The following is a 23,921-nucleotide window of genomic DNA, read 5'->3' as shown; positions in this document are numbered from 1 at the left end:
AGGGACCGGGTGATTTCCACCCTATCGGCACGCGGGCGGCCCTCCGGGGCGTGCCTACACTGGATGAGCCGTTCGTCGGGCCTCCCGGACCGGTTCCAGCACCCGATCCCTCGGAAGGACAGCATGAGCCAGCGCAGTGCTCCAGTGTCGGTGAGCACCCGGGTGCTCGGCCTGGTGGCCGCGGTGGGGGTCGCCGCAGCCCTGGCCGCCTGGGCGTTCGCGTGGGCGGACGTCATCGGCCTGGACTTCCGGGTGTACCGCATGGGTGGGCAGTCCGTGGTCGACGGCGACGGCTCCCTGTACTCGCGCTCCTTCGGCGAGGGCGAGGGTTCCCTGCTCTTCACCTACCCGCCGTTCGCCGCGCTCGCCTTCACCGTGCTGACGCTGGTGAGCGCCGAGACGGGCGCGGCCCTCTTCGTCGCGCTGTCCGTCGCCATCGCGGCCGCGACGTCGCTGCTCGCCACCCGGTATCTCGGGGGCTTCCGCTCCGCCCGCGCCGTCCTCCGGCACCCGACCGCCCTGCCGCTTGCGATCGCCGGGACCGGCCTGGTGTGCCTGCTCGGGCCGTGGCGGGAGACCATGGCGTTCTCGCAGGTCAACATCGTGCTCTTCGCCATGATCGCCGTCGACCTCCTCTCCGGGCCGCACCGCCGCATGCCGACCGGCCTGCTCACCGGCATCGCGGCCGGCATCAAGCTGACGCCCCTGGTCTTCGGCCTGTACTTCCTCGTCCGCGGCGAATGGAAGCAGCTGTTCACCATGGCGGGCGGCTTCTTCGGCACCATCGCCCTCGGGTTCCTCCTCCTGCCCGGTGAGTCCACGACCTACTGGCTGCAGATGCTGCGGGACACCGGGCGCATCGGCGGCGAGGGGTACGTGGACAACCTCTCGATCCGCGGGGCCATCCTCCACTTCCTGGGGCCGGACTTCCCCTCCACCGTCCCGTGGCTGGTCATCTCCCTCCTGCTCGTCGCCGCGACCGCGTACGTCCTCCGCGCCTCGAAGCGCGACGGCGACCGTTTCCTGCCCATCGCGGCGACCTCGCTGCTCATGCTCCTCATCTCGCCCATCTCGTGGTCGCACCACTGGGTCTGGATCGTCGTGGTCCTCGCGGTCCTCGCCGGTCAGGCCGCCGGGCTGCCCCCCGGCCTCGCGTCCTACCGGACTGCGGCGGCAGTCCTCTTCGTCGCGACCCTGGTGGTCTTCATCTACTCGCCGAAGACGATCGGCCTGCTCTTCGGAGCCGAGGACCTCGATTCCCAGCTCACCACGGGGTGGCTGATGGCCTCCAGCGCCGGCGTGTTCTGCGCCCTCGCGATCACCGTCTTCTGGGTCCTGCTGTGCCGGACACGCGGGACGCTGCAGGCATCCGACCACCAACCGCGCACCCACGACGCCGGGGCCGAGTACGCCGGGCCGGAACGCCCCGCGCCCGGCGCCGGTCCGGGAGCAGCGCCCGCCGCCGCCCTCCCCGGCACGCCGCCCCGCTGATGGCATCAGCGGCGCGGCGCACCCTCGCGGCTCCCGTCGGGCGCCCGCGTGTGGCCGCCGCCTGCGCCGTCGCGCTGGTCCTGCCCCCGCTGCTCGAGGTGGCCGTGTACAGGGCAGGCGGTTCGCTGCTCGCGGTGGACGTCCTCTTCCAGCTCTCCTGCGTCATCGCCGTCGCCCTGATCGGCGGCCTGTGGCCGGCCCTCCTGGGCGCACTGTGGAGCAGCATCATCCTGAACTACACGTCCACCGAGCCGTTCGGGTCCCTCGAGATCTCGGATGCCGAGAACCTCGCCACGGTGCTGATCTTCATCGCGGTCGCGGTGACCGTGTCCCTCGTGGTCGGGTTGTCGGCGCGGCGGTCCCGGGAGGCGGTGCTCGCCCAGCAGGAGGCGGCGTTGCTCGGGGAACTGGCGCGCGGCGCGCTCGCGGAGGAGGACACGCTGCAGGGCTTCCTCCGGCACGTCCAGGCCCAGTTCGACGTCGACGCCGTCGCCCTCTTCAGCCGGACGTCCCGGACGGATGCCCAGCACGACGGGGCCCGGGCGGGGGGTGACGGCATGGAACGGACGGCACTGGCGGTGCGCGACGCCCCCGACCGCGAGCCGGACCAGCGCGGCGCAGCCCGGGACGGGCGGGACGGGCGCGTCGGTGACGTCGGTGACGTCGGTGACTGGACGCCGGACGCCGCGACCGCCGTCGAGCCCGTGGACGGCGACGTCTCACTGGCCCTCTACGGCCACCAGCTGTCGGCGCGGGAGCGGGGCCTCCTGACCGCGTTCGCCGGCCAGTTGCGGTCCATGCTCCAACGGCAGGAACTCATCCGCAGCACGCGGGCCAACAGGCGGCTGGTGGAGGGAAACGTCATGCGCACGGCGATCCTGCGCTCGGTGTCGCACGACCTCCGCACCCCCCTGGCCGGCATCAAACTGGCCGTCAGCAGCCTCCGCCACTCCGAGGTGACCTTCTCCCGGGAGGAGGAGGACGAGCTGCTCGAGACGATCGAGGACTGTTCCGACCGGCTCGAGGCGCTCGTGAACAACCTCCTCGACATGTCACGCATCACCGGTGACGCCGTGAACGCGCTGCTGCGCCCGCTCCGCTGGCCCGACGTCGTCGGGCCCGCCCTCGCGAACATCCCCGCGGACCGCGTGCACGTCACGATGCCACCGAACCTCCCCGCGGTCGAGGCGGATCCCGGCCTGCTGGAGCGCGTCCTGGCGAACATCGTGGAGAACGCCGTGAAGTACGCCCCCGGATCGCCCATCGAGGTCGTGGCGTCCGTCGGCGGGACGGGCAGGGCGCTCATCGACGGCTTCCCCGCCAGCGAGCTGCGCGTCATCGACCACGGGCGTGGCGTGTCGCGGGAGGACGTCGCCGCCATGTTCCGCCCCTTCCAGCGCCTCGACGACGCCCCGTCGGGCGCCGGCGTCGGTCTCGGGCTCGCCGTGGCGAAGGGCTTCACCGAGGTGATGGGCGGCGTGCTCGACGCCGAACAGACACCGGGCGGCGGACTGACGCTCGTGATCCGCCTGCCCATCTCGACGGGGGCGACGGAGCTGTGACGCGCGTGCTGGTGGTCGACGACGAACCGCAGCTCCTCCGTGCCCTCGAGATCAACCTGCGTGCCTACGGCTACCAGTGCGTGACGGCGGTCGACGGCGAGACCGCGCTCGCCGCTGCCGCCGAGCACCACCCGGACGTCATCGTGCTGGACCTGGGCCTGCCGGACATCGACGGCGTGGACGTGATCCGGCGGATCCGCGGGTGGTCGCAGGTCCACATCATCGTGCTGTCCGCACGCCACGGGTCGGAGGTGAAGGTGGAAGCGCTCGACGCCGGGGCGGACGACTACGTGACGAAGCCCTTCGGCCTGGACGAACTGCTGGCCCGGCTGCGCGTGGCGGCGCGCCGGTCGGCGATCGCGGCGGACGCACCCGTCATCGAGACCCCCGACTTCGTCCTGGACGCCGGGGCGCGGCGCGTGGTCAGGGGCGGACAGGACATCCGGATGACACCCACCGAGTGGAAGATCATCGACCGGCTGATCGCCCACCCCGGACGGCTCGTCTCGCAGCAGCAGCTGCTGCTGGACGTCTGGGGGCCGGCCTACGCGAAGGACGTGCAGTATCTCCGCGTGTACATGGCGCAGCTCCGCAAGAAGCTCGAGCCGGACCCGGGCGCGCCCCGCTACTTCGTCACGGAGAGCGGCATGGGCTACAGATTCGAGCCCTGAGCCCGGGATCCGCCGAGGCACCCGGGGCGCCCCCTAGGATGGGGCCCATGACCTCCGGCACCCTCCTCGCGGCATGCCGCGTGCACCAGCTGCTGCCCACGCGGGACTCCACCGGCGTCACCGCGATCGACAAGCGGGCCGTCACCGGGCCCGTGGACGTCCACCCCTTGGGGCTCACGGGCGACCTCCAGGCCAGCCGCAAGCACCACGGCGGGCCCGCGAAGGCCGTCTACGCCTACTCGCAGGAGGACGCCGACTTCTGGGCGGCGCAGCTGGGGCGCGACGTCCCTCCGGGTCTCTTCGGCGAGAACCTCCGTGTCGCCGGGATCGATGCGTCCAACGCGGTCATCGGGGAGCGCTGGCACGTGGGGGGGCAGGTGGTCCTGGAGGTCACCATGCCGAGGACGCCGTGCGTGAACTTCGCACGCTATCTGGGGGAGAAGGCCTGGGTGAGGCGCTTCAGCGAGGCCAACCGCGTGGGAACCTACCTGAGCGTGGTCGTGAAGGGCAGCATCCAGGCCGGGGATCCGATCAGGGTCGGCAGCGTGCCGGAGCACGGGGTCACGGCCGCCCAGGTCTATGCGGGCCTCGACGAGGTACGGGCCCTGGCACTCCTCGACGCCGCGTCGGAGGGCACGCCGGCACTCACCCCGCAGGTGCGCAAGGCTGCGCTGAAGGCCCTGAGGGCCGCCGCCCCGGCCTGACGTGCCCAACGTCACCCGGGCGCCGTCGCCCTCCTGGAGCGGGCCGGTGCGCGCGTGCCGTAGACTGGGAACATCCCCCACACCGGTATTCCCTTTATTTCCGCCTTTACGGGCCGGATTGGTTGTGTTGGGGCTCGGAGCACAGACTCGCGAGCAGATTCATCAGGGAGCGCCGGCTAGAAGAAACGTCACACGCCACTGCTGAGAGAGCAGAGACCATCGTGTGGCCTGGAGTTCGGCGCCGGGATTGAAACAGTGCCGGATTCCTACGTTCATTCGGCACTGCGGGCTCCATCCTGCCAGGGCCGTCCGGCACCTACCTGGAGGACTATTCCCCGTGCCTGAAAACCTGTCCGAGCAGATCACCGACTCCACGACCATCACCGACGGGACCTCGACGGTCACCGCCGCACCGGCGGACGACGACGCCGTGGAGATCCGCTTCACCGACCTGAACCTCGACGGCCGCGTGCTGGCCGCCCTGACCGATGTCGGGTACGAGAAGCCCTCACCCATCCAGGCAGCGACCATCCCCGCGCTGCTCGAGGGCCGCGACGTCGTCGGCCTCGCCCAGACCGGCACCGGCAAGACCGCCGCGTTCGCCATCCCCGCGCTGTCGAAGATGGCCGAGCTCGCCGACGTCAACGGCGGACCCAGCAAGAACACGCAGGTCCTGGTCCTCGCACCGACCCGCGAGCTCGCGCTGCAGGTGGCGGAGGCCTTCACCTCCTACGCCAAGCACATGGAGGGCTTCACCGTCCTCCCCGTCTACGGCGGATCGCCCTATGGCCCCCAGCTCGCCGGGCTCCGCCGCGGCGCGCAGGTCGTCGTCGGAACCCCGGGCCGCGTGATCGACCACATCTCCAAGGGTTCCCTCGATCTGTCCAACCTCGAGTACGTGGTGCTCGACGAGGCCGACGAGATGCTGCGCATGGGCTTCGCCGAGGACGTCGAGCAGATCCTCGCCTCGACGCCGGCGGAGAAGCAGGTTGCCCTGTTCTCCGCGACGATGCCCCCGGCCATCCGCCGCATCGCCAAGAAGTACCTGAACGATCCCGCCGAGATCTCGGTCAAGGGCAAGACGACGACGGGCACCAACACGCGTCAGCGCTACCTGCAGGTCATGGGCCCGCACAAGCTGGACGCGATGACCCGCATCCTCGAGGTGGAGGACTACGACGGCATCATCGCCTTCGTCCGCACCAAGATGGCGACCGAAGACCTGGCGGACAAGTTGCGTTCACGGGGCTTCTCGGCTGCAGCCATCAACGGAGACATCCCCCAGCAGCAGCGTGAGCGCACCGTCGAGGCGCTGCGAGAGGGCAAGATCGACATCCTCGTCGCCACGGACGTCGCCGCCCGCGGCCTCGACGTGGAGCGCATCTCGCTCGTCGTCAACTACGACATCCCGCACGACACCGAGTCCTACGTGCACCGCATCGGCCGTACCGGCCGCGCGGGCCGGTCGGGTGACGCCATCCTCTTCATCACCCCCCGCGAGAAGTACCTGCTCCGGTCGATCGAGAAGGCCACGCGCCAGCCGGTCGAGCAGATGCAGCTGCCCTCCACGGAGAAGATCAACGAGCTGCGCCTCGGCAAGTTCGCGGACAAGATCACCACCACGCTGGCCACCGAGGACGTCTCGCTGTTCCGCGACCTGATCGCGAACTACGAGCGCGAGCACGACGTGCCGGCGGCCGAGATCGCTGCTGCCCTGGCCGTGATGGCGCAGGGCGGCCAGCCCGTCCTGGTCAAGGACATCCCCGTGGCTCCTGCCGGACAGCGTGAGCGCGCCGACGGCCGCAAGGATGCCTTCGGGTCCCGCGGCCCGACGCGCACGCTCACCGAGGGCAACGCCACCTACCGCATCGCGGTGGGCCGTCGCCAGCGCGTGATGCCCGGCTCGATCGTCGGGGCCATCGCGAACGAGGGCGGCCTGTCCTCCTCGCAGATCGGCGGCATCGACATCCGCGCGGACCACAGCCTCGTGGAGCTGCCGGCCGACCTCTCCAAGGACCAGCTGCGGGCGCTCTCCAAGACGCGCATCGGCGGCGAGCTGATCCACCTGGAGCTCGACAAGGGCCGCAAGCCCGCGGGCAACCGTGGTGCGGGCGAGTTCAAGAAGCCCTTCAAGAAGGACTTCCCCAAGCGCGACGGCGACACCCGCTTCTCGGGCGACACCACCCGCAAGCCGCGGCAGGCCAAGGGCGCCGGCGCCGGTGCAGGACGCCCCAGCGCACAGTCCGAGCAGTGGTAGCACCCGACTGAGCCACCCCGCCGGATCCATGCCCTGCGCGGGTCCGGCGCGGAATCCGGGGGCCGCCCAGCAGGGCGGCCGTCGATTTCGCACCAGCGGCCGGGAACTGGTAAAGTTTCTTGCTGTTGCCCCCCTAGCTCAGTGGTAGAGCGCGTTCTTGGTAAGAACGAGGTCACCGGATCGATTCCGGTGGGGGGCTCATGAATGAGGGGCCCGTGACGATCCTAGGATCGGTGCGGGCAGCCTCATTTAGGGCGGTGTAGCTCAGCTGGTTAGAGCGCACGACTCATAATCGTGAGGTCGTGGGATCGAGTCCCACCACCGCTACAGGATCAAGGCCCCGGAACCCAGGTTCCGGGGCCTTTTCCGTGCCCAGCGCCTGCCCGGCGACGATGCCCGCAGGCTGCCGGTGCACCGGGTACCTTGGGCCCCGGACAGCGACGGACCTCCTGTCCGGGCCACTCCGGACGGACGAATCAGCAAGGGAGTCCGTTCACCACGCTCGATCGCGCGTTGATGCCGACAGATCAGGGCAGGGACCCGAGCGACCCCCAGCCGGAGGCTCTGGGTGTCCTGGAGTCGACGCTCCAGGGTGGCAGGGTCGTCGTGCGGTCGACAGCAGGAGGGACCTCGCGGGCCGTCGGCCACGACCACCTAGGTATGGCGCGACATCAAAGCGAGTATCCATTACTGGTGCCCACCCGAGCGGGCCGTCATAGGCTCCATCCACGCGTAGCACCCCTCGGAGGGGCGGAGTTCCGCTCTGGGCGCTGACTGGGTTGGTCGCCGGGGCTGGGAACGGATCCCCGTCTGGCGAGCGCAGGTGGGGTGCGCTCTGCAGCAGGACGTCCCGACACGCCAGGAAGTGGTGAGGCAATTGTCCGATTCGGTTCAGCTTCCGATGTCATCCTCCGAGCCCGCGGCAGCGCAGGGAAGAGCATCCATCAGCGTCGTGATCCCGACCTTGAACGAGGCGAGGAACATCCCGTGGGTCCTCCGGCGAATGCCGGCCTACGTCGACGAGGTCGTGCTCGTCGATGGTCGTTCCACGGACGATACCGTCGGGGTGGCGCGGGCGCTCCGCGACGACATCGTCGTGGTGGACGAGCGGCGTAAGGGCAAGGGTGTCGCGCTACGGTCAGGATTCGCTGCAGCAACGGGCGACATCATCGTCATGCTGGACGCTGACGGGAGCATGGATCCCCGGGAGATCGGCTGGTTCGTCTCCCCGCTCCAGCACGACTTCGACTTCGTCAAAGGATCCCGATACGTCACGGGCGGGGGCTCGGAAGACCTGACGTGGCTGCGCCGCAGCGGAAACCGTGCACTGACCGGGCTGGCCAACGCGGTTCTGCACAGCAACTACTCGGACCTCTGCTACGGCTACATCGCTTTCCGGCGTGAGTGCCTGGAGGTCCTGCAGTTGGAATCCGACGGATTCGAGATCGAGACGGAGCTGATCGTCCGGGCTGCGACAGCGGGCCTCCGGATCGCCGAGGTCCCCAGCCTGGAACTGGACCGCATCTCCGGGGCCTCGAATCTCCAGACATTCCGGGACGGCTGGCGGGTGCTGCGGACGATGGCCCATGAGTGCCTCCTGTGGGAGGCCCCCACCGCCGGCGCACGCCCCGAGTCGCTGCGCCGCGTGAAGTACGCCTACGCCAGCGTGAGCTTCCCCCGAACGCCCACCGACCCGGAAAGCATCCTCCCCGTTCCGGGCGTGCCCGCAGTGAGCGTGGCGTGACGTGACAGACGTTCCCTCCCCGAGTGTCAGCACCAGCAACACCATCCGACCGACATCCCCCAGACAGGCGACGACCATGCGTACGCAGCAGACAAAGGCACTGAACTTCGACATCCACGGCCGTGTGAGGATCCGCGTCGACGCAGAGGCGCCGGCAGCGCTGCAGCTCCGGAGCATGCTGGCATGTTTCGCCACCGACACCGACACCGAACGGCCGGCCGACATCGTCGTCGACGACCGGCCGGAGCCGATGCCGGACGCGGGTCTGCTCGAGCACGAGCTCGCGTATACGGAGAACAGCGTGCGTTTCCAGGATGATCGGGTCCAGGTCGTGAAGGACACAGAGCAGTGGCGCATCCACGGGCCGGGTGAGCTGCTGACCTCCGTGGTCCCCGTTCTCGATGCCGCGATGGTCAGCCGGGGAGCGGGGATGATCCACGCGGCCACCATGGCGTACCGGGGCCACGCGATCGCGCTTCCCGCCGCCGGAGGGACCGGCAAGACGAGCACCGCCGCCAAGCTGATGCGGCGGGAGGGATGGTCGTTCATAGGCGATGACTGGGCCTTCCTCGCCGAGGACTCGATGCTGCTCGGCTACGCGAAGCCGATGTTCATCAAGCCGCATCACCGGGCCATCTACCCGCATCTGTTCGAAGGTGCCCGCAAGCCCCTCGTCCCGTCGCGGCTCTCGCAGAGCGTCGGCCGTCTCACCACAGTGGTGCATCCGTACGTCATCCGATACCCGCGCGTCGCGGACTTCTCCCGGAGATGGTCGCCCGAGCACCGCATGGTCGAGCCGGCGGCAGCGTTCCCTGGCCGGCAGGTGACCACCTCGGCCCCTCTCGCCGCCGTCATCTACATCGAGCGCTTCGAGGGCAGCCAGTCCCGGATCGTCGAGCGGTCGAAGGAGTGGATGGTCGACCGCATGATCGGCAACTTCCACATCGAGATGGCGGGCTTCTCCCAGCAGGTCGTCACCGGCCTGGCGGCCACCTCCGTCGTTCCATGGCGTGAGCACTTCACGGCCAAGGGAGACGTGCTGAGCAAGGCGCTCGAGGGACAACCCTGCCACCTGCTGCAGGTTCCCGCGGCGTACACGGCCGATGAGGCGTCGGACGACATCGTCCGGTATCTCGAGGAACTGCTCCCTTCCGTCCTCGACGAGCGGGTCTGAGGGAGGACACCGTGGCTCACAGCACTGCCGAGGTCACCGCGGTCGTTCCGGCCCGCAACGCGGAGCTGATGCTCCCGCGCTGCCTCGAGGCACTGAGCCGGTCCGGGGTCGCCGAGATCATCGTGGTGGACGGATGCTCCACGGACCGCACCGTCGACATCGCCCTCGCGGCCGGTGCCCGGGTCCTGAGCGACGAGGGCCGCGGTCTGCCGTGGGCGCGAACGCTCGGTGTGAGGAGCAGTGGAACCCGCTGGGTCCTGCTCGTCGACTCCGACGTCGTCTTCGGGCCCACGGGCGTCGCCGACCTGCTCACGGAGCTGGTGGAGGACGGCTACGACGCACTTCAGGCCGGTCTGGAGAGTGTCGCCGGACCGGGCTACTGGGGGCAGGCGCTGGCGCAGCACCATCGCACCGGCCGGAGCCGCAACTGGTTCGGGCTCGTGGCGACGGTCATCGACCGGGAGCTGATGCTGGGCGTGGGCTTCGACGACTCGTTCAAGTCGGGGGAGGACATCGAGCTGCGCTGGCGCATGCGGCAGTCAGGGATGCGGACGGGAGTATCACGCCGCGTGGTCGTCGAACATCGGTTCGCCGCGGACGATTTCGGCTTCGCGCTCGACCAGTTCCTGATGGACGGAACGGGGCTGGGACGGATGATCCGCAAGCACGGCTGGCGGGGTGCGCGGCTGGCTCTGCTGCCCGCCGCCGCGGCGGTCCGCGGCAGCGCCCTGAGCCTGGCCGGAGGCCAGCCCCGGTGGCTGCGCTACTACGCCGCCTTCTGCTGGTACAACTACGCGGGCATGGCGAAAGGTCTCGGTCGTGCGGGGTGAGAGGCCCTCCGCCGTGCGGGACTCCTCGACCGTCGTCCGACGGTCCCCCCTGCACAGCTCGATCGGCCTCGTCGTGGCCAAGGTGGCCGCGACGGGTACGGGGTTCGCCTTCTGGATCGTGGCCGCACGTGCGACGACCGACTACGAGGTCGGGCTCACCACGGCCGCTGTCTCGGCGGTGATGATCTGCACGCAGTTCGCGGCACTGGGCACCGGGTCGGCCGTGATCGTCTCGGTGGGACGGGGGGAGTCACCCGCGCGGGTGCTGAACGCGGCGTACGGGCTCGTGGGAGTGACCGGCACGGTGCTCGCCCTGGGCTTCCTCGTGCTGCAGCTGATGACCGCCTCGCCGGAGACGGCCTCGACGTCGATCCTGTTCTGGCTCATGTTCCTCGTAGCCGTCGTCGCGGGGACCCTGTGCATCGTCGTGGATCAGGCACTCGTGGCCCTGGGCCGCGGTGCCAGCGCCACCCTGCGGTACACGGTGAGCGGCGTGGTCTCCTTCGGGGCTGCAGCGCTCGTCGCCTGGTGGAGGAGCGGCGCCGGCGCCGACGTGCTGATGGCCTGCTGGACCCTCGGGGCGGTGGTGGCGTTCCTCATCGGCACGGTCCAACTGCGACGCCTGATCGGTTACCGGCCGCGGCCGTCCCTGCATCTGGCGCGCGGCCGGTCGCTGCTGGTGGTCGGGATCCCCAACCAGCTGATCACGCTCACCGAGCGCACCCCCGGGCTGGTGCTGCCGCTCCTGCTCGCCCACCTGGTCTCGCCGGAGGCTGCTGCGTACTGGTACCCCGCGTGGATGATGGCGTGGGCCGCCTACACCGCGCCCATGCTGATGGGCATCGTCCAGTTCTCCGAAGGCGTCCGCGATCCGGACCGCCTCGTGTCGACCCTCCTGGCGAGTTTCCGCTGGTCTCTCGCCGTAGGAAGTCTGGCTGCCGCTGTCCTCATCGTGTTCGCCCACCCGCTGCTCCGTCTGCTCGGGGAGAACTACGCCGACTCGTCGACCGTCGCCCTGCGGTTGCTGGCGGTCGGAGTGATCCCGTACGCGGTGCTCCAGACCTACAACGCCGTATGCCGGGTGCGAGGCCGTTACGTGGAGGCGATCACCGTCGGCGTGGCCGTCGGCATCGCCGTCTGCGCCGCAGCCCTGTTGGCCGCCGATGGGGGTGCCGGTGCCATGGCCCTGGCGTTCCTGGTGGCGCTGGTCATCGGGGCGGTGGCGGTCGGCATCCGACTGGTCGTCATCCTCCGGCGCCTGCCGCGGGAGGTGCGATGACCAGCACGCTCGATGTGACACGTAGCCGCACTGAGAGACGCTGGAAGTCCCGTGACGCGTTGTGCGCCCTGGCAGGCGTCGCGGCGCTGGCGCTCGCCGCGGGGGCCGCTTCCACGGTGTCCGTCCCCGTCAACAGCGACATAGGGCTCGCAGCCCTGCTGCCCTATCCGTTCTGGGTGGGGGTCCTGCTCCTGAACGTCGCGTTCGTCGTGGCCCTGCGGGGGGATGCCTCGGGCCCGGCGCGCCGCCCGGTCATGATCTGGCTCATCGTGGTCCTCGTGCTCGTGCTCTTCGGGACCGCAGCGTTCGTGACGGACGTGCCGCGCGGTGAGGTCGCGTTCCGCCATCTCGGCATAGCCGACGCCCTCTCGCGCACGGAGGGGATCGACCCCGCCATCGACGCGTACTTCAACTGGCCGGGGTTCTTCGCTCTCCTGGCGACGGTGCTCGGAGCGACAGGACTCGACCCCGTGACCCTCGCCCTGTGGGCGCCGGTGCTCAACGTGGGCCTGTGGCTCGTCGCGATGGGTGTGCTGACGGGCCACCTGACACGCGATCGGCGCCGGCGCTGGCTCGCGCTCTGGCTCTTCTGCCTCGGCAACTGGCAGGACCAGGACTACCTGTCACCCCAGGCCTTCGGCTTCTTCCTGCATCTCGTCGTCATCGCGCTGGTCGTCGGTCCACTGGCCGCGCGTCCCCCCAGGATCCGCGGTCTCGGGTTCGCCGACCTGAGGGCGTGGTGGCACGGGCGGTCACCCGCCGAGCTCCGGCCGGGACGCCGGGTGAGCGCCCTCGCGGTGACCCTCCTGCTCGTCACGGTGATCTGCGCGAGCCATCAGCTGACACCGTTCATGCTCCTGATCGCCCTCACCGCCCTCACCCTCACCGGACACGTCTGGCCCAGCCGGCTGCCGCTGATCACGGCGATCATCCTGATGCTGTGGCTTCTCTACCCCGCGAGCGCCTATCTCGTCGGCCACCCGCCTCTGGAGGACGCGGGACTGCAGACCGCGACCGAGGCGAACGTCATCGACCGTGTCGCAGGGACACCCGGGCATATGCTCGTGGTGCAGTTGCGGGTCGTTCTCACCGTCGTGCTGTGGGGGCTCGCCGTGGTGGGTGCGCTACGGGACTGGCGCAGGGGGCGTCTCGACATCCGGGTGGTCCTCCTCGCCGTCACCCCACTGATGCTCTTCCCCGCGCAGGCGTACGGCGGGGAGATGCTGATCCGTGTCTCGCTGTTCGCCCTGCCCTTCGTCGCCCTGCAGGCGTGTTCGGCCCTGCTGCCCACCCGAGACGGCACACGTCCCTCCTCCCGGTCCGCGGCGGTCCTTGTGCTCACCTGCTTCCTGCTCGCCGTTCTGACCGTGACCGGCCGGTTCGGGAACGCCCGCTATGACGTCTTCACCGACGACGAGATGAGCGCCGTCAACGCCGCGCAACGCATCGCGCGACCCGGCTCGGCGGTCGTCGCGGCTGCCAATCCCACGCCATGGCGCAGTGAGGGCTACCTCGACCACCGGTACCGCACGATCGACGACCTGTGCCTGAACGACCTGTCAGCGGTGACCTGCGGCCCGGCCGTCTACGACTACATACGGCACAATCCCGCCGGCGGCGTCGTGCTGCTCATGCGCTCGGCGGAAGCGAGCCTCGAGGTCCAGGGCCATACCACCCCGGGCCAGTTCGAGGAGCTGGAGGAGTGGTTGAGCGTGCAGGACGGCGTCACGCTCGTGTTCAGCAACGCCGATGCTCGCGCGTACGAGGTGGCCCCATGAGCGGCGTCAGCCGGGACACCGTGGTGCTCGGTCTCTCGGCCGTCGTGCTCTCACTGGCGACGCTCATCGGGCTGCCGGCCTTGCTGCAGGCGGTCGCCGCGATCGCCGTGCTGATCCTGCTCCCGGGCCAGGCACTGGTACGGCTCATGCAGGTGAAGGACGTCGCCCTCGGCGCGCTGCTCGTCCTGGCGCTGGGCCTGGCGACGCTCACGGCGGTGTCCACGGCGATGTTCTACCTCGCGCTCTGGTCGTGGCAGGGGTGCGTCGTCATGATGGGCGTCATCACCATCCTCGCGTGCGTGGCACGTGCACGGCAGGAGGCGGCAGCATGATCATCGATGTGGTGGGACTGCTCGCGACCGCGATCCTGCTCTTCACCCTCGTCGGGCTGGAGTTCCGGCGCGTCGGACCGGACAGCGTTCCGCGTTCCGCAGGTGACAGGCGACCCGCCCGGCACGTCGCGCGTCCCGGTGTCCTGTCACGCCTCGCCCCCGCCGATGTCCTTCCCCGCGTCGCCGCAGCTGCGGGTATGCGTCGCCAGGACGGTCGTCACCAGCGCCCCGTCGTGCGTACGCGCACGACGGGCGGTGTGCTGGTCGACCTGGCCGGGACCGTGAGTCGCAGGGGCGTCGCCGTCATGTGGACCATGTTCCTGCTCCTCGTTCTTCCCCGCGTGATGGGGCTGCTCCTATGAGCGGCGCAGCCCGGTGGTGGCTCCTCAGCGACCTCCACCTGGGCGTGTCGGACGACGATTCCCGGCACCCCGGCAGGGTGCTGTCCGGGTTCCTGCGCCGCGAAGTGCTCGCAGCCTCCGGTCAGCAGCAGCACGTCGTCTTCGTCGGTGACACCTTCGAGCTGGCCGGGCTGAGCGAGGACGAGAGCCTGACGCGGCTCCGGTCCATCCTGTCCGGCCACCTCGACACGTTCCGCGCGTTGAAGGCGTGCGCCGCACGCGGCGTACAGCTGCACTTCGTGTGCGGCAACCACGACGTGGAGCTCGCCCGGCCCGCGGTCGCCGCCCGTTTGGCGACTCTGCTGTCACCGGTCCAGCCCTCGCTGGTACGGGTGCACCCGTGGTTCCTCCATGTGCCGCACGTGCTCGTGGCCGAGCACGGGCACCAGCACCACGCACTGCACCGGATACCCGAGGTGCTCCGTGCGGGGGTGAACGGCACGGACGACCTGGATCTGCCACCGCTCGCCGCATGGAACGCGCAGCCGTCGAGGTCCCGCCTCAGCCGTGCCGGGGCGGTCGCGCGAGCGTGCCTGGCGTCCGAGCGGGCGGAACTCCGCGTCAGGGAGCACGCGTACGACGAGCTGTTGCAGAACGAGTCGCTGCGGCTCTCGCTCGACGGGGTGGCCGTCCGGGACCTGGCGCGGCTGTCCCGGTTCCGGACGGTGTCGGTGCTCCCCGTCACCGCCACGCGCATGGTGCTCGCGGCCGCCGGACACGACGTCGTCAGCGACGCTGCTCCAGCCGCGGCGGGCCGGTTCGTACGTACCCTCGAGGCGCACGGTGCTGCAGTGGCCTGGTACGTCTCGGGCCACACCCACCGGGCCCTCGAATCAGCCATCGAGGCAGGCCCCACCCGGTACGTCAACACCGGCACGTGGTGCTCGGACGTCCGTGGTCGCGGACCGGACCAGTACGATCGTCGGGTGTTCCCCCACGCGGTGGTCGACGTCGCCCGCGACGGCACCACCAGCGGCGGGCTGCGGTACTGGCGACCGGATGGTGGCTGAAGCCGACTATCAGTCGCCCTTCACGTTGATGATCTGCCGGAGCGTGTGGCGGATGTCCACCAGCTCGCGGGCGTCCTCCATGACCACGTCGATGTCCTTGTACGCGGCCGGGATCTCGTCCAGGAACGCCGGGGTGTCGCGGTACTCGATGCCGCGCATCGCCGCCCGGAGCTGGTCCTGGCTGAACGTCCGGCGGGCTGCGTTGCGGGAGTAGGCGCGGCCGGCGCCGTGCGGCGCCGAGTCCATCGCCTCCCGGTGGCCCCTGCCAGCCACCACGTAGGAGCGCGTGCCCATCGAGCCCGGAATGAGTCCTGGCCGCCCGGGGTCCGCGGCGATCGCCCCCTTGCGTGAGAGCCACACCTCCTTGCCGTAGTGCGTCTCCCGCTGCGTGTAGTTGTGGTGACAGTTGATGCGCTCCCGCTCCTGCACCGGCCTGCCGACCCAGGCCGTGAACCTGTCCACCACGCGGTCCATCATCTCCTCGCGGTTCAGCAGGGCGAACCTCTGCGCCCACAGCAGTTCACCGATGTAGCGGTCGAACTCCCGCGTGCCTTCCTCGAGGTACGCCAGGTCCTGGTGCGGTAGCCCGACGGACCGCCGCGCACAGTAGTCCTGCGCGGCGCGGATGTGGCGCTGGGCGATGCGGTTTCCGATACCGCGGGACCCGGAGTGCAGGAAGAGCCAGACGTCGTCCCGCTCGTCGAGGGACACCTCGATGAAGTGGTTGCCCGAACCGAGCGTGCCGAGCTGCAGCCGCCAGTCCCTCACGTAGCTCCCCGGGTCGAACCCGGCGGACCGGGCCTCGCTCTCGAGGGCGTCGATGCGGGGCTGGGCCGAGGCGGCCACCCGCCTGTTGTTGTTGCCCGCCGAGAGGGGGACGGCCCGTTCGATGGCCTCACGCAGGCGACGGCGGTCCAGGTGCGCGACATCCCCGGCGGTGAGGTCGGCCCGCACCGCCACCATCCCGCAGCCGATGTCCACGCCGACAGCGGCCGGGATGATCGCCCCGAGCGTGGGCAGGACCGAACCGACGGCGCAGCCCTTCCCCAGGTGGGCGTCGGGCATCGAGGCGACATGCGGATACACGAACGGCATGGAACTGGTCATCCTGGTCTGTGCCAGGGTTCCGTCGTCGATGATGCTGGCGAAATTGACGTAAGAGTCGCTGATCCACTCCATTCCCCGAGGCTACCGAGGAGTCCGGCGACAGGGTGCGCCCCGAGCCGTCCGGGCCGGTCCTTGCGCCCGCCTCAGCCGAGCCGTACCGCCTGCAGGACGGCGTCCCGGATGGGCACGTCACGGCCGTCCGGTGTGCGCTGCGTCCTCGGCCGGGAGTCGCAGGCCCGGATATCCCAGGAGCCGTCGAGCAGCGCGGCGATCTGCTGCGGGGTGTAGAACACCTCGGCGTGCGGCGGCCGTCCCACCCCCGCATGCAGGTCCGAGGGGTCGTGGCCTACGATCAGGAGGGTGCCGCCGATACCGACGAGCCCGGCAAGCTGCCGGAAGATCCGCGAACGGTCCGGGTCGGGGAGCTGCATGAACTGGACGGACACGAGGTCCTGTTCGCCCGGGAGTTCCGGTGAGGCCAGCAGGTCGACGTGCCGCCATTCGATGCGGGCGGCGATCGCATCCTCACGCTCCCCGGCGTGGGCCCGGGCACGCGAGAGGGCCACCTCGGAGACGTCGATGCCGAGGACGGTCCACCCCTGGGAGGCGAGCCAGACGGCGTCGGCTCCCTCCCCGCAGCCGACGTCGAGCGCCCGGCCGGGCGGCAGGTCCTCCGCCGCGGTGACAAGCTGCCGGTTCGGGTTGCCGCTCCAGATCCTCGAGGCATGCTGCCGGTAGCGGTCGTCCCAGAACTCCTGCGTGTACTCAGCCGGCATGGCGCACCTCTGCCCGACGGTTCGCACCGGCCGGTGCGGAGGCACCCGTCGCCGGCCCGTCATCCAGCCCATGGCGGCGCAGGCCGAGGACACGCGCCGAGACCTGGGCCTCGGACGGCGCAGAGAAGGGTCCGCGGTACCCGTCGAGGGCCCAGGCCGTCTCCTCCTGGATCAGGTCGGCGTTGATCGCCGCGCCCGCCATGGTGCCCTCCGCCGCCGCGACCACCACCTGCGCCGAGAGATTCGAGACGTTGCCGGCGACGAAGACCCCGGGCACCGGGGTGGAGCCCGTCGGGCCGGGCACGATGGCGTGGCCCATGCCGGACGGGTGCTCCTCCGGGGCGAGTCCCAGCGGTCCGAGCAGGCTCCCGCGGGCTTCCATCCGGGTCCCCACCGCGAGGGCCTGCAGGGCGAAGCCCGTCCCGCTGCGCAGGGTCACCCCGGCCAGGACACCGTCCGCCTGGTCGACGGAGGCGACGGCGCCGTCCACCACGCGGACCGACCGGGCGGCCAGCGTGTCCCACTCCTCGTCCGTCGGTGTCACGGTGTCGTTGAGGAACAGCGTGATGTGCGCCGACCATTGCCGGAACAGGAGCGCCTGGTGGATCGACATCGGGCCTGTCCCGAGGACCCCGATGCGCTGCCCGCGGATCTCGTACCCGTGGCAGTACGGGCAGTGCACCACGCCGGCACCCCACTGGTCCCGCAGGCCGGGGATGTCGGGCAGCCCGTCGGTGAGGCCCGTGGCGAGGAGCACGCGCCGCCCGAGGACGCTGCGTCCGTCGGCCAGCACGACGGCGAATCCGTCCGCCCCGCGCTGGAGGCGGACGGCATCGGCGCGGACGAGCGTCGCTCCGTAGGACGAGGCCTCGTCGCGGGCGGCGTCGAGCAGTGCCCCGGGGCTCACCCCGTCGCGGGTCAGGAAGCCGTGCACTCCCCGGGCGGGGGCGTTGCGCGGTTGCCCGGCGTCGAGCACGAGGACCGAGCGGAGGGCGCGGCCCAGGGTGACGGCCGCGCTCAGGCCCGCTGGTCCGCCGCCGATGACGACGACGTCGTACCGCTCCTGCGGGATCCGATCGATGGGTGACATGGTGGCTCTCCTTCTGGTCCGGAATACCTCCAGCATCGAGCGGGGCAGCCAGAAGATGCAAACATTCTTGCCGGTATGGCAAACTCGGTCCATGACTGCAGACCTCGACGCCGTGCTCGACGCCGTCGGCCCCCGCCTCCGCGGCCTGAGGACACAGCGCAACCTCACGCTCGGAGACGTGTCCTCGGCGTCGGGCATCTCCGTGAGCACCCTGTCGCGGCTGGAATCCGGCAGGCGGCGCCCGAACCTCGAGATCCTGCTGCCCATCGCCCAGGTGTACGGGGTACCGCTCGACGATCTCGTCGGAGCCCCGCCCACCGGGGACCCCCGCATCCACCTCCGCCCCGTCACGTACCACGGGACCACCGCCATCCCCCTCACGCGCCGCCCAGGCGGCATGCAGGCGTTCAAGCTGGTGCTCGCCGGCGATGCGCGCCGCACCGAACCGGATCCGCAGGTCCACGAGGGGTACGAGTGGCTCTACATCCTCAGCGGCTCCCTCCGCCTCGTGCTCGGCGACAACGACTTCGTGCTCGGGCCCGGCGAGGCCGCCGAGTTCGACACGCGCACCCCCCACTGGTTCGCCAGTGCCGACGGGAAGCCGGTCGAGCTCATCAGCCTCTTCGGGCAGCAGGGCGAGCGGATGCACGTCCGCGCCCGGCCGAAGCGGCCCTGACACCACGGCGGCAGCATGGCGCAGCCCGGGCTCATACGACAGGATCAGTGGATGACCGACCTCCCGTTTCCCATCCAGCCCATGCTCGCCAAGGCCGTCTCCGCCGTCCCGGAGCCGGACAGCGTGCCCGGCGGCCTCGTGTACGAGCCCAAGTGGGACGGCTTCCGGGCGATCGTGCGGATCGCGGACGGCACCTGCGAGATCGGCAGCCGGGGCTCGAAGATGCTCACCCGGTACTTCCCCGAACTCGTCGACGCGCTGCTCGAGAACCTTCCCGCGCGCTGCGTCGTCGACGGGGAGATCGTGGTGCGCCGGGGAGCGCCCGGTGCCGAGCGGCTCGACTGGGACGCCCTGTCGCAGCGGATCCACCCCGCGGACAGCAGGGTGCGGCTCCTGGCCGCGGAGACGCCGTCGTCGTTCGTCGCCTTCGACCTCCTCGCGCTGGACGGCGACGACCTCACCGGCATCCCCTTCGGCGAGCGCCGGAAAGCCCTCGAGGGTGTGGGGGAGTCCTTCGCGGCGCCGGTCCATCTGTCCCAGGTCACCGGCGACGTCGGGCTCGCGCGCCGCTGGCTCGTGGAATTCGAGGGTGCCGGGCTCGACGGCGTCGTCGCCAAGCCGTTGGCGGCCGGGTACGAACCCAACCGGCGGCGCATGCTCAAGGTCAAGCACCACCGGAGCGCCGACGCCGTGGTGCTCGGCTACCGCATCCACAAGTCGGGGCAGGGCGTGGGATCGCTGCTGCTCGGCCTGTACGACGACCACGGCGACCTGCGGAACGTCGGCGGCATCTCCGCGTTCCCTGACAGGCGCCGGCTGGAGCTGGTCGACGAGCTGGAGCGGGATGTCGTGCGCGACGACGGCGGCGTGGCGGAGCTGGGCGCGACCGAGCGGAGCCGCTTCGCCTCCGCGAAGGATGTGTCCTACATCCGGCTCCACCCGCGCCGCGTGGTCGAGGTGCGGTACGACCAGATGGAGGGCGACCGCTTCCGCCACACCGCCCAGTTCGAACGGTGGCGGCCGGACCGGGAGGCCCGCTCGTGCACGTTCGACCAGCTCGACCTCCCGGCGGCCTACGACCTCAGCCGCGTGCTCGCGGGCCGGGCCGCGACGCGGGAGTGATCCCGGTGTCGCGATCCCGGAGTCTCAGTACCGCTCGGGTTCCTCGCCCAGTTCGAAGTGGCGGCCGTGGATGTGGGTGGGCGTGATCTCGACATAGGTGTACTTCCGCGTCGGGATCCAGGGCTTCAGCGGTAGCGTGTCCGCCTCGTCCACCTCGGACTGCGACACGATCACCCGGGCGGTGCCCTTGAGCACCACGCTCCAGGCCTCGTCGCCGTCGACCTCGTCCACCTCGAAGGCGACGCGCTCGTTCACCGTGAGTTCGGCCAGCTTCGTGCCCGGATTCGTCCGCATGAACAGCGTGCCGTTGTGCGCGACGAAGTTGAGCGGGTAGATGTCCGGCTCGCCCATCACACTCACGGCGAGGCGGCCGTACTCGGAGCGTTTCAGCATGTCCCATGCTTCGGCCTCGGACAGGACCGTTCCGGGTCGTTCGTCACTTTCCATGGTGTTCTCCTCCTGGGCATAGGGTCGTCCGGCCTGGCGGACGCGCGTGGTGCGGCACCAGTGTCCCCGACCTCCGCTACGTGCACCAGAGTCGGGAGGCCCCTCTGCCCGGGGACGACGGGGGCCGGTCGGCGCGGCACACGGCCGCCCCCGTTGTCGGTGCCCGCCCCTACGCTGGGTCCATGGAACCGACGTATCTGTGCAGCGGTGTGACGTGGCGCGCTGCCGTGCCCGCCCTGGCGCTGTGCGAGGTGTCCCCGCCCGCCCGGGACTCCGGTGAGCAGGACGGCGGCGAGCTCGACCTCCCGCTCACGCCCGGCAGGAGGCTGGCCTTCGAGGTCACCGCGGAGGAGAGATACTGTCTGGGCTTCTACCGCGTCCACGGCCGCGACGATCGCACGTGGATGCGGTGCGCCGAGCAGTCCCCGGCGGAGCGAGGCTACCAGTGCGGGCGGTGCTTCACGCAGGACGACCTCCGGTTCATGCACGACATCCATCGCTCGGGCATCGCGCCGGCCGGCCTGAAGCGCTACCTCGACCAGCCACACTGGCTGTACGTCGCGACCTTCGCGGACGGTTCGACGAAGGTCGGGACGGCGTCGGACCTGCGGAAGCGGGCGCGCCTCGTGGAGCAGGGAGCCGTCGTCGCGCAGTTCGTCGCGCACGCCCGGGACGGGCGGGTCGTCCGGATCCTCGAGGACGAGGTAACCCGCGCGGTCGGCCTGCCGCAGGCCGTGCGGTCCGCCACGAAGGCCGCGTCCCTCTGCGCGCCGCTGCCCCCGACACGCCTCGAGCACGTCAACGACGGCTTCGCCCTGGCGGCCCGGGGACTGCTGGGCGGCGGCATGGGGATCGAGGGGTTCGAGGTGGTGCACGAGGAGTTCCAGCCGCCGTCGTCGTGGTCCGCCGTGCTCGGGCGGAGCGGACTGCAGCCCTACCCGGAGCCGCTGGGCCGCGGCAGGCACGGGGTCACCGTCCGTGAGGTCCTCGGCCCGTCCGCCCTGGTCTCGATCGACGGCTCGGACCTCGTGTTCGTCGCGGACCTCTCCCAGCTCAAGGGCCGACGGCTGCGGCCCGGGGACTTCACGACGCCGGTGCCCGCCGTCCAGGAGACGCTCTTCTGATCACCGTCGGACGGACGGCAGTAGAATCGGTGCATGCTGAATACGCCCTGGGAGACCGGCTCGGACCTGTACCGCCGGCTGGTGGTCTCCGCACTCGTGACCACGGGGCTCGGCGTCCTCATCGCCGTGATCGGAGCCATCACGAACCAGACGGCTCTCGTGTTCACGGGCATACCGGTCATCGTGGCCGGGATGGTGTGCCACCTCGCGGGCCTGGCGGTCCGCTCGCGCGATACCCGGCGCCGTCTCCGGGAGACGCGCTGAGCCCGTCCGGCCCGACGGCGCACGCCGTCGCCCTCCCGCGCCTTCAGCCGGGAATCCCTGCCTGCCCCACGCCGCTTCCATCGGAGGAACCATGACCATCGACCCAGCCCTGCAGGGGCGCAGCTACCCCGCAGGAGAGACCTACTCCGTGGGCCGTGAGGCGATCCGCGACTTCGCCCGGGCCGTCAAGGCGACGCACCCGGCGCACTACGACGTCGACGCCGCGGCAGCACTCGGTCACCGCGACCTGGTGGCCCCGCCCACCTTCGCGATCATCGTCGCCCAGCGCGCCGACGCGCAGCTCATCGACGATCCCACCGCGGGGATCGACTTCACGCGCGTGGTCCACGCGGACCAGCGGTTCATCCACCACCGCCCGATCGTCGCGGGCGACCAGCTCGTCGCCGAGCTCCACGTGGACCAGGTGCGAGCCATGGGCGGGGGCGCGATGATCACCACGCGTGCGGAGATCTCGACCGTCGACGGCGAGCCGACGGCCACCTCGACGTCGTCCATCCTCGTCCGCGGAGAGGACCAGTAGCCATGGCAGCAACCATCAGCACGCTCGAGGTGGGCCGGCAGATCGGCTCCACCACCATCGACATCACCCGCCTGGACCTCGTGCGGTACGCGGGCGCCTCGGGAGACTTCAACCCGATCCACTGGAATCAGGCGTTCGCGGAGGGCGTCGGGCTCCCCGGCGTGATCGCCCACGGCATGTTCACCATGGGCGCGGCCGTCCAGCTCGTCACCGACTGGGCCGGCGACCCTGCAGCCGTCATCGACTACCAGACGCGCTTCACCAAGCCGGTCCTCGTCGAGGACACCACCGCGCGGCCGGGGGAGCCCGGAGCCGTGGTGGAGGTGACGGGGGTCGTGGGTGCGATCGACGTCGAGCGGTCGACCGCTCGCATCGATCTCACCGTGACGTTCGCGGGGCAGAAGGTGCTCGTGAAGGCGCAGGCCGTGGTGAAGCTCCCGTGACGGCACCCCTGACCGGCACGCTCCTGGCCGACCTCACGACGACGCGTGTCGGAGGGCCGGCACGCACACTGGTCGAGGCCTCCACCGAGCAGGAGATCGTGGAGGCGGTCCGGACCGCCGACGCCGCCGGTGATCCGCTGCTCATTGTCAGCGGCGGTTCGAACCTGCTGATCGGTGACGACGGTTTCGCGGGCACGGTCCTGCGCATCACCTCGAGCGGTTTCACCGTCGACGACGACGACGCCACCTGCGGCGGCGTCATGGTGAGGGTGCAGGCCGGCCACGACTGGGACGACCTCGTGAAGTACACGGTGCTGCACGCGTTCACGGGCCTGGAGGCCCTCTCGGGGATCCCGGGATCCACGGGCGCGACCCCGGTCCAGAACGTCGGGGCCTACGGCTCGGACGTGTCCCACACCATCGCCACCGTGCGGACCTTCGATCGCGAGACCGACAGCATCAAGAGCTTCACCAATTTCGAGCTGACGTTCGGCTACCGCGACTCCCTGCTCAAGCGCAGTACTGTCAACGGGTCTCCGCGCTACGTGGTGCTCACCGTCGAGTTCCAGCTCGGACTCGGCCGCATGAGCACCCCGATCCGGTACGCGGAGCTCGCCCGCGCTCTCGGCGTCGACGTGGGGGCGCGCGCCTACGCCAACGACGTGCGCCGCGAGGTGCTCAGGCTGCGTGCGGGCAAGGGCATGGTGCTGGACGCACCGGATCCGGACACCTGGAGCACGGGATCGTTCTTCACCAACCCCATCGTCCCTGCCGAGGTCGCCGAGCGGCTGCCGGCCGACGCGCCCCGCTACCCGTCGGGGGAGGACGGCCGGGTGAAGCTGAGTGCGGCCTGGCTCATCGAGCGCGCGGGGTTCTCGAAGGGGTTCGGCCTCGCCGACGACGCCGGGCACGCCGCGGCCGGCGGCCGGGCGTCGCTGTCCACGAAGCACACGCTCGCGCTGACCAACAGGGGCGGCGCGTCGGCGTCGGACCTGCTGTCCGTCGCCCGGCTGGTACGGGACGGGGTGGAACGAGCCTTCGGTATCCGACTGGAGCCCGAGCCGCTGCTCATCAACTGCGCCCTGTAGCCCGGCCCGC

General features: G+C 70.6%; 24 protein-coding genes and 2 tRNA genes. 22 read left to right on the top strand and 4 right to left on the bottom strand.

Going from position 1 to position 23,921, the window contains the following annotated elements; all coding sequences use genetic code 11:
* The first annotated feature begins 123 nt into the window (after positions 1 to 123).
* From ACX80P_RS08815 to ACX80P_RS08745, 15 genes are all read left to right on the top strand, one after another.
* Positions 124 to 1,491 (top strand): glycosyltransferase 87 family protein, encoded by a 1,368-nt coding sequence (locus ACX80P_RS08815; RefSeq protein WP_459277698.1) that lies wholly within the window; start codon positions 124 to 126, stop codon positions 1,489 to 1,491.
* Positions 1,491 to 3,053, top strand: a complete 1,563-nt coding sequence (locus ACX80P_RS08810) for a sensor histidine kinase (protein ID WP_459277697.1) — start codon at positions 1,491 to 1,493, stop codon at positions 3,051 to 3,053. The genes ACX80P_RS08815 and ACX80P_RS08810 overlap by 1 nt, the downstream gene beginning before the upstream one ends.
* Entirely contained in the window at positions 3,050 to 3,724 is a 675-nt protein-coding gene (locus tag ACX80P_RS08805; protein WP_459277696.1) for a response regulator, read from the top strand. Before ACX80P_RS08810 ends, ACX80P_RS08805 begins: the two co-directional genes overlap by 4 nt.
* 47 nt (positions 3,725 to 3,771) lie before the next feature.
* On the top strand, positions 3,772 to 4,428 hold the full coding sequence (locus ACX80P_RS08800) for an MOSC domain-containing protein (protein ID WP_459277695.1): 657 nt from the start codon (positions 3,772 to 3,774) through the stop codon (positions 4,426 to 4,428).
* Positions 4,429 to 4,807: 379 nt separating this feature from the next.
* Positions 4,808 to 6,685, top strand: coding sequence for a DEAD/DEAH box helicase (locus ACX80P_RS08795; protein WP_459278184.1), 1,878 nt, complete (start codon positions 4,808 to 4,810; stop codon positions 6,683 to 6,685).
* Between the two features lie 127 nt (positions 6,686 to 6,812).
* Positions 6,813 to 6,884: transfer RNA gene (locus ACX80P_RS08790), tRNA-Thr, on the top strand.
* A gap of 54 nt (positions 6,885 to 6,938) precedes the next feature.
* Positions 6,939 to 7,012: transfer RNA gene (locus tag ACX80P_RS08785), tRNA-Met, on the top strand.
* 625 nt (positions 7,013 to 7,637) lie between these two features.
* A complete protein-coding gene (locus ACX80P_RS08780; protein WP_459277694.1) occupies positions 7,638 to 8,429 on the top strand; it encodes a glycosyltransferase family 2 protein in 792 nt (263 codons plus the stop codon).
* A 76-nt stretch (positions 8,430 to 8,505) separates the two neighbouring features.
* On the top strand, positions 8,506 to 9,603 hold the full coding sequence (locus ACX80P_RS08775; protein ID WP_459277693.1) for a hypothetical protein: 1,098 nt from the start codon (positions 8,506 to 8,508) through the stop codon (positions 9,601 to 9,603).
* An 11-nt stretch (positions 9,604 to 9,614) separates the two neighbouring features.
* Complete coding sequence (locus ACX80P_RS08770; RefSeq protein ID WP_459277692.1) at positions 9,615 to 10,433, top strand: glycosyltransferase; 819 nt, start codon at positions 9,615 to 9,617, stop codon at positions 10,431 to 10,433.
* A complete protein-coding gene (locus ACX80P_RS08765) occupies positions 10,423 to 11,712 on the top strand; it encodes a lipopolysaccharide biosynthesis protein (protein ID WP_459277691.1) in 1,290 nt (429 codons plus the stop codon). The genes ACX80P_RS08770 and ACX80P_RS08765 overlap by 11 nt, the downstream gene beginning before the upstream one ends.
* The gene (locus ACX80P_RS08760; protein ID WP_459277690.1) at positions 11,709 to 13,490 is read left to right on the top strand and encodes a glycosyltransferase; all 1,782 of its coding nucleotides are present in this window, start codon (positions 11,709 to 11,711) and stop codon (positions 13,488 to 13,490) included. Before ACX80P_RS08765 ends, ACX80P_RS08760 begins: the two co-directional genes overlap by 4 nt.
* Positions 13,487 to 13,822: a hypothetical protein gene (locus tag ACX80P_RS08755; protein WP_459277689.1), complete on the top strand. Its 336-nt coding sequence runs from the start codon at positions 13,487 to 13,489 to the stop codon at positions 13,820 to 13,822. Before ACX80P_RS08760 ends, ACX80P_RS08755 begins: the two co-directional genes overlap by 4 nt.
* Positions 13,819 to 14,184: a hypothetical protein gene (locus ACX80P_RS08750; RefSeq protein ID WP_459277688.1), complete on the top strand. Its 366-nt coding sequence runs from the start codon at positions 13,819 to 13,821 to the stop codon at positions 14,182 to 14,184. Before ACX80P_RS08755 ends, ACX80P_RS08750 begins: the two co-directional genes overlap by 4 nt.
* Positions 14,181 to 15,233 carry a hypothetical protein gene (locus tag ACX80P_RS08745; protein WP_459277687.1) on the top strand — a complete coding sequence of 351 codons (1,053 nt, stop codon included), beginning with the start codon at positions 14,181 to 14,183 and terminating at the stop codon, positions 15,231 to 15,233. Before ACX80P_RS08750 ends, ACX80P_RS08745 begins: the two co-directional genes overlap by 4 nt.
* A gap of 9 nt (positions 15,234 to 15,242) precedes the next feature.
* Here the strand turns inward: ACX80P_RS08745 and ACX80P_RS08740 are convergent, their stop codons facing one another.
* The 3 genes from ACX80P_RS08740 to ACX80P_RS08730 form a co-directional block, all read right to left on the bottom strand.
* Positions 15,243 to 16,412 carry an RtcB family protein gene (locus tag ACX80P_RS08740; protein ID WP_459277686.1) on the bottom strand — a complete coding sequence of 390 codons (1,170 nt, stop codon included), beginning with the start codon at positions 16,410 to 16,412 and terminating at the stop codon, positions 15,243 to 15,245.
* A 71-nt stretch (positions 16,413 to 16,483) separates the two neighbouring features.
* Positions 16,484 to 17,116, bottom strand: a complete 633-nt coding sequence (locus ACX80P_RS08735; protein WP_459277685.1) for a class I SAM-dependent methyltransferase — start codon at positions 17,114 to 17,116, stop codon at positions 16,484 to 16,486.
* On the bottom strand, positions 17,106 to 18,206 hold the full coding sequence (locus ACX80P_RS08730) for an NAD(P)/FAD-dependent oxidoreductase (RefSeq protein ID WP_459277684.1): 1,101 nt from the start codon (positions 18,204 to 18,206) through the stop codon (positions 17,106 to 17,108). Before ACX80P_RS08730 ends, ACX80P_RS08735 begins: the two co-directional genes overlap by 11 nt.
* Positions 18,207 to 18,297: 91 nt before the next feature.
* On the opposite strand from ACX80P_RS08730, the gene ACX80P_RS08725 reads away from it, so the two are divergent.
* The gene (locus tag ACX80P_RS08725) at positions 18,298 to 18,882 is read left to right on the top strand and encodes a helix-turn-helix domain-containing protein (protein WP_459277683.1); all 585 of its coding nucleotides are present in this window, start codon (positions 18,298 to 18,300) and stop codon (positions 18,880 to 18,882) included.
* 51 nt (positions 18,883 to 18,933) lie between these two features.
* Positions 18,934 to 20,004: an ATP-dependent DNA ligase gene (locus tag ACX80P_RS08720; protein WP_459277682.1), complete on the top strand. Its 1,071-nt coding sequence runs from the start codon at positions 18,934 to 18,936 to the stop codon at positions 20,002 to 20,004.
* 24 nt (positions 20,005 to 20,028) lie between these two features.
* Here ACX80P_RS08720 and ACX80P_RS08715 read toward each other — a convergent pair whose 3' ends face one another.
* On the bottom strand, positions 20,029 to 20,451 hold the full coding sequence (locus ACX80P_RS08715) for a pyridoxamine 5'-phosphate oxidase family protein (protein ID WP_459277681.1): 423 nt from the start codon (positions 20,449 to 20,451) through the stop codon (positions 20,029 to 20,031).
* A 182-nt stretch (positions 20,452 to 20,633) separates the two neighbouring features.
* On the opposite strand from ACX80P_RS08715, the gene ACX80P_RS08710 reads away from it, so the two are divergent.
* The 5 genes from ACX80P_RS08710 to ACX80P_RS08690 all read left to right on the top strand — a co-directional run bounded on the left by ACX80P_RS08710 (position 20,634) and on the right by ACX80P_RS08690 (position 23,911).
* Positions 20,634 to 21,575 (top strand): DUF2797 domain-containing protein, encoded by a 942-nt coding sequence (locus tag ACX80P_RS08710; RefSeq protein ID WP_459277680.1) that lies wholly within the window; start codon positions 20,634 to 20,636, stop codon positions 21,573 to 21,575.
* Between the two features lie 33 nt (positions 21,576 to 21,608).
* A complete protein-coding gene (locus ACX80P_RS08705) occupies positions 21,609 to 21,839 on the top strand; it encodes a hypothetical protein (RefSeq protein WP_459277679.1) in 231 nt (76 codons plus the stop codon).
* A 91-nt stretch (positions 21,840 to 21,930) separates the two neighbouring features.
* Entirely contained in the window at positions 21,931 to 22,380 is a 450-nt protein-coding gene (locus tag ACX80P_RS08700) for an FAS1-like dehydratase domain-containing protein (RefSeq protein ID WP_459277678.1), read from the top strand.
* Positions 22,381 to 22,382: 2 nt separating this feature from the next.
* Positions 22,383 to 22,823, top strand: a complete 441-nt coding sequence (locus ACX80P_RS08695) for a MaoC family dehydratase (protein ID WP_459277677.1) — start codon at positions 22,383 to 22,385, stop codon at positions 22,821 to 22,823.
* 8 nt (positions 22,824 to 22,831) lie between these two features.
* Positions 22,832 to 23,911, top strand: coding sequence for a UDP-N-acetylmuramate dehydrogenase (locus ACX80P_RS08690; RefSeq protein WP_459278183.1), 1,080 nt, complete (start codon positions 22,832 to 22,834; stop codon positions 23,909 to 23,911).
* Positions 23,912 to 23,921: the final 10 nt, after the last annotated feature.

Source organism: Arthrobacter arabinosi (genome assembly GCF_054511115.1).
The sequence above is the reverse complement of the archived record's forward strand: the minus strand, read 5'-3'. Positions and strand labels throughout refer to the sequence as shown.

Excerpts from the sequence above, each read along its gene's own strand:
- ACX80P_RS08755 (WP_459277689.1), top strand. The coding sequence starts at position 13,487 with ATGAGCGGCGTCAGCCGGGACACCGTGGTGCTCGGTCTCTCGGCCGTC.
- ACX80P_RS08810 (WP_459277697.1), top strand. The coding sequence starts at position 1,491 with ATGGCATCAGCGGCGCGGCGCACCCTCGCGGCTCCCGTCGGGCGCCCG.
- ACX80P_RS08775 (WP_459277693.1), top strand. The coding sequence starts at position 8,506 with ATGCGTACGCAGCAGACAAAGGCACTGAACTTCGACATCCACGGCCGT.
- ACX80P_RS08740 (WP_459277686.1), bottom strand. The coding sequence starts at position 16,412 with ATGGAGTGGATCAGCGACTCTTACGTCAATTTCGCCAGCATCATCGAC.
- ACX80P_RS08705 (WP_459277679.1), top strand. The coding sequence starts at position 21,609 with ATGCTGAATACGCCCTGGGAGACCGGCTCGGACCTGTACCGCCGGCTG.
- ACX80P_RS08695 (WP_459277677.1), top strand. The coding sequence starts at position 22,383 with ATGGCAGCAACCATCAGCACGCTCGAGGTGGGCCGGCAGATCGGCTCC.
- ACX80P_RS08720 (WP_459277682.1), top strand. The coding sequence starts at position 18,934 with ATGACCGACCTCCCGTTTCCCATCCAGCCCATGCTCGCCAAGGCCGTC.
- ACX80P_RS08700 (WP_459277678.1), top strand. The coding sequence starts at position 21,931 with ATGACCATCGACCCAGCCCTGCAGGGGCGCAGCTACCCCGCAGGAGAG.
- ACX80P_RS08760 (WP_459277690.1), top strand. The coding sequence starts at position 11,709 with ATGACCAGCACGCTCGATGTGACACGTAGCCGCACTGAGAGACGCTGG.
- ACX80P_RS08725 (WP_459277683.1), top strand. The coding sequence starts at position 18,298 with ATGACTGCAGACCTCGACGCCGTGCTCGACGCCGTCGGCCCCCGCCTC.
- ACX80P_RS08730 (WP_459277684.1), bottom strand. The coding sequence starts at position 18,206 with ATGTCACCCATCGATCGGATCCCGCAGGAGCGGTACGACGTCGTCGTC.
- ACX80P_RS08735 (WP_459277685.1), bottom strand. The coding sequence starts at position 17,116 with ATGCCGGCTGAGTACACGCAGGAGTTCTGGGACGACCGCTACCGGCAG.
- ACX80P_RS08745 (WP_459277687.1), top strand. The coding sequence starts at position 14,181 with ATGAGCGGCGCAGCCCGGTGGTGGCTCCTCAGCGACCTCCACCTGGGC.
- ACX80P_RS08815 (WP_459277698.1), top strand. The coding sequence starts at position 124 with ATGAGCCAGCGCAGTGCTCCAGTGTCGGTGAGCACCCGGGTGCTCGGC.
- ACX80P_RS08800 (WP_459277695.1), top strand. The coding sequence starts at position 3,772 with ATGACCTCCGGCACCCTCCTCGCGGCATGCCGCGTGCACCAGCTGCTG.
- ACX80P_RS08715 (WP_459277681.1), bottom strand. The coding sequence starts at position 20,451 with ATGGAAAGTGACGAACGACCCGGAACGGTCCTGTCCGAGGCCGAAGCA.
- ACX80P_RS08750 (WP_459277688.1), top strand. The coding sequence starts at position 13,819 with ATGATCATCGATGTGGTGGGACTGCTCGCGACCGCGATCCTGCTCTTC.
- ACX80P_RS08710 (WP_459277680.1), top strand. The coding sequence starts at position 20,634 with ATGGAACCGACGTATCTGTGCAGCGGTGTGACGTGGCGCGCTGCCGTG.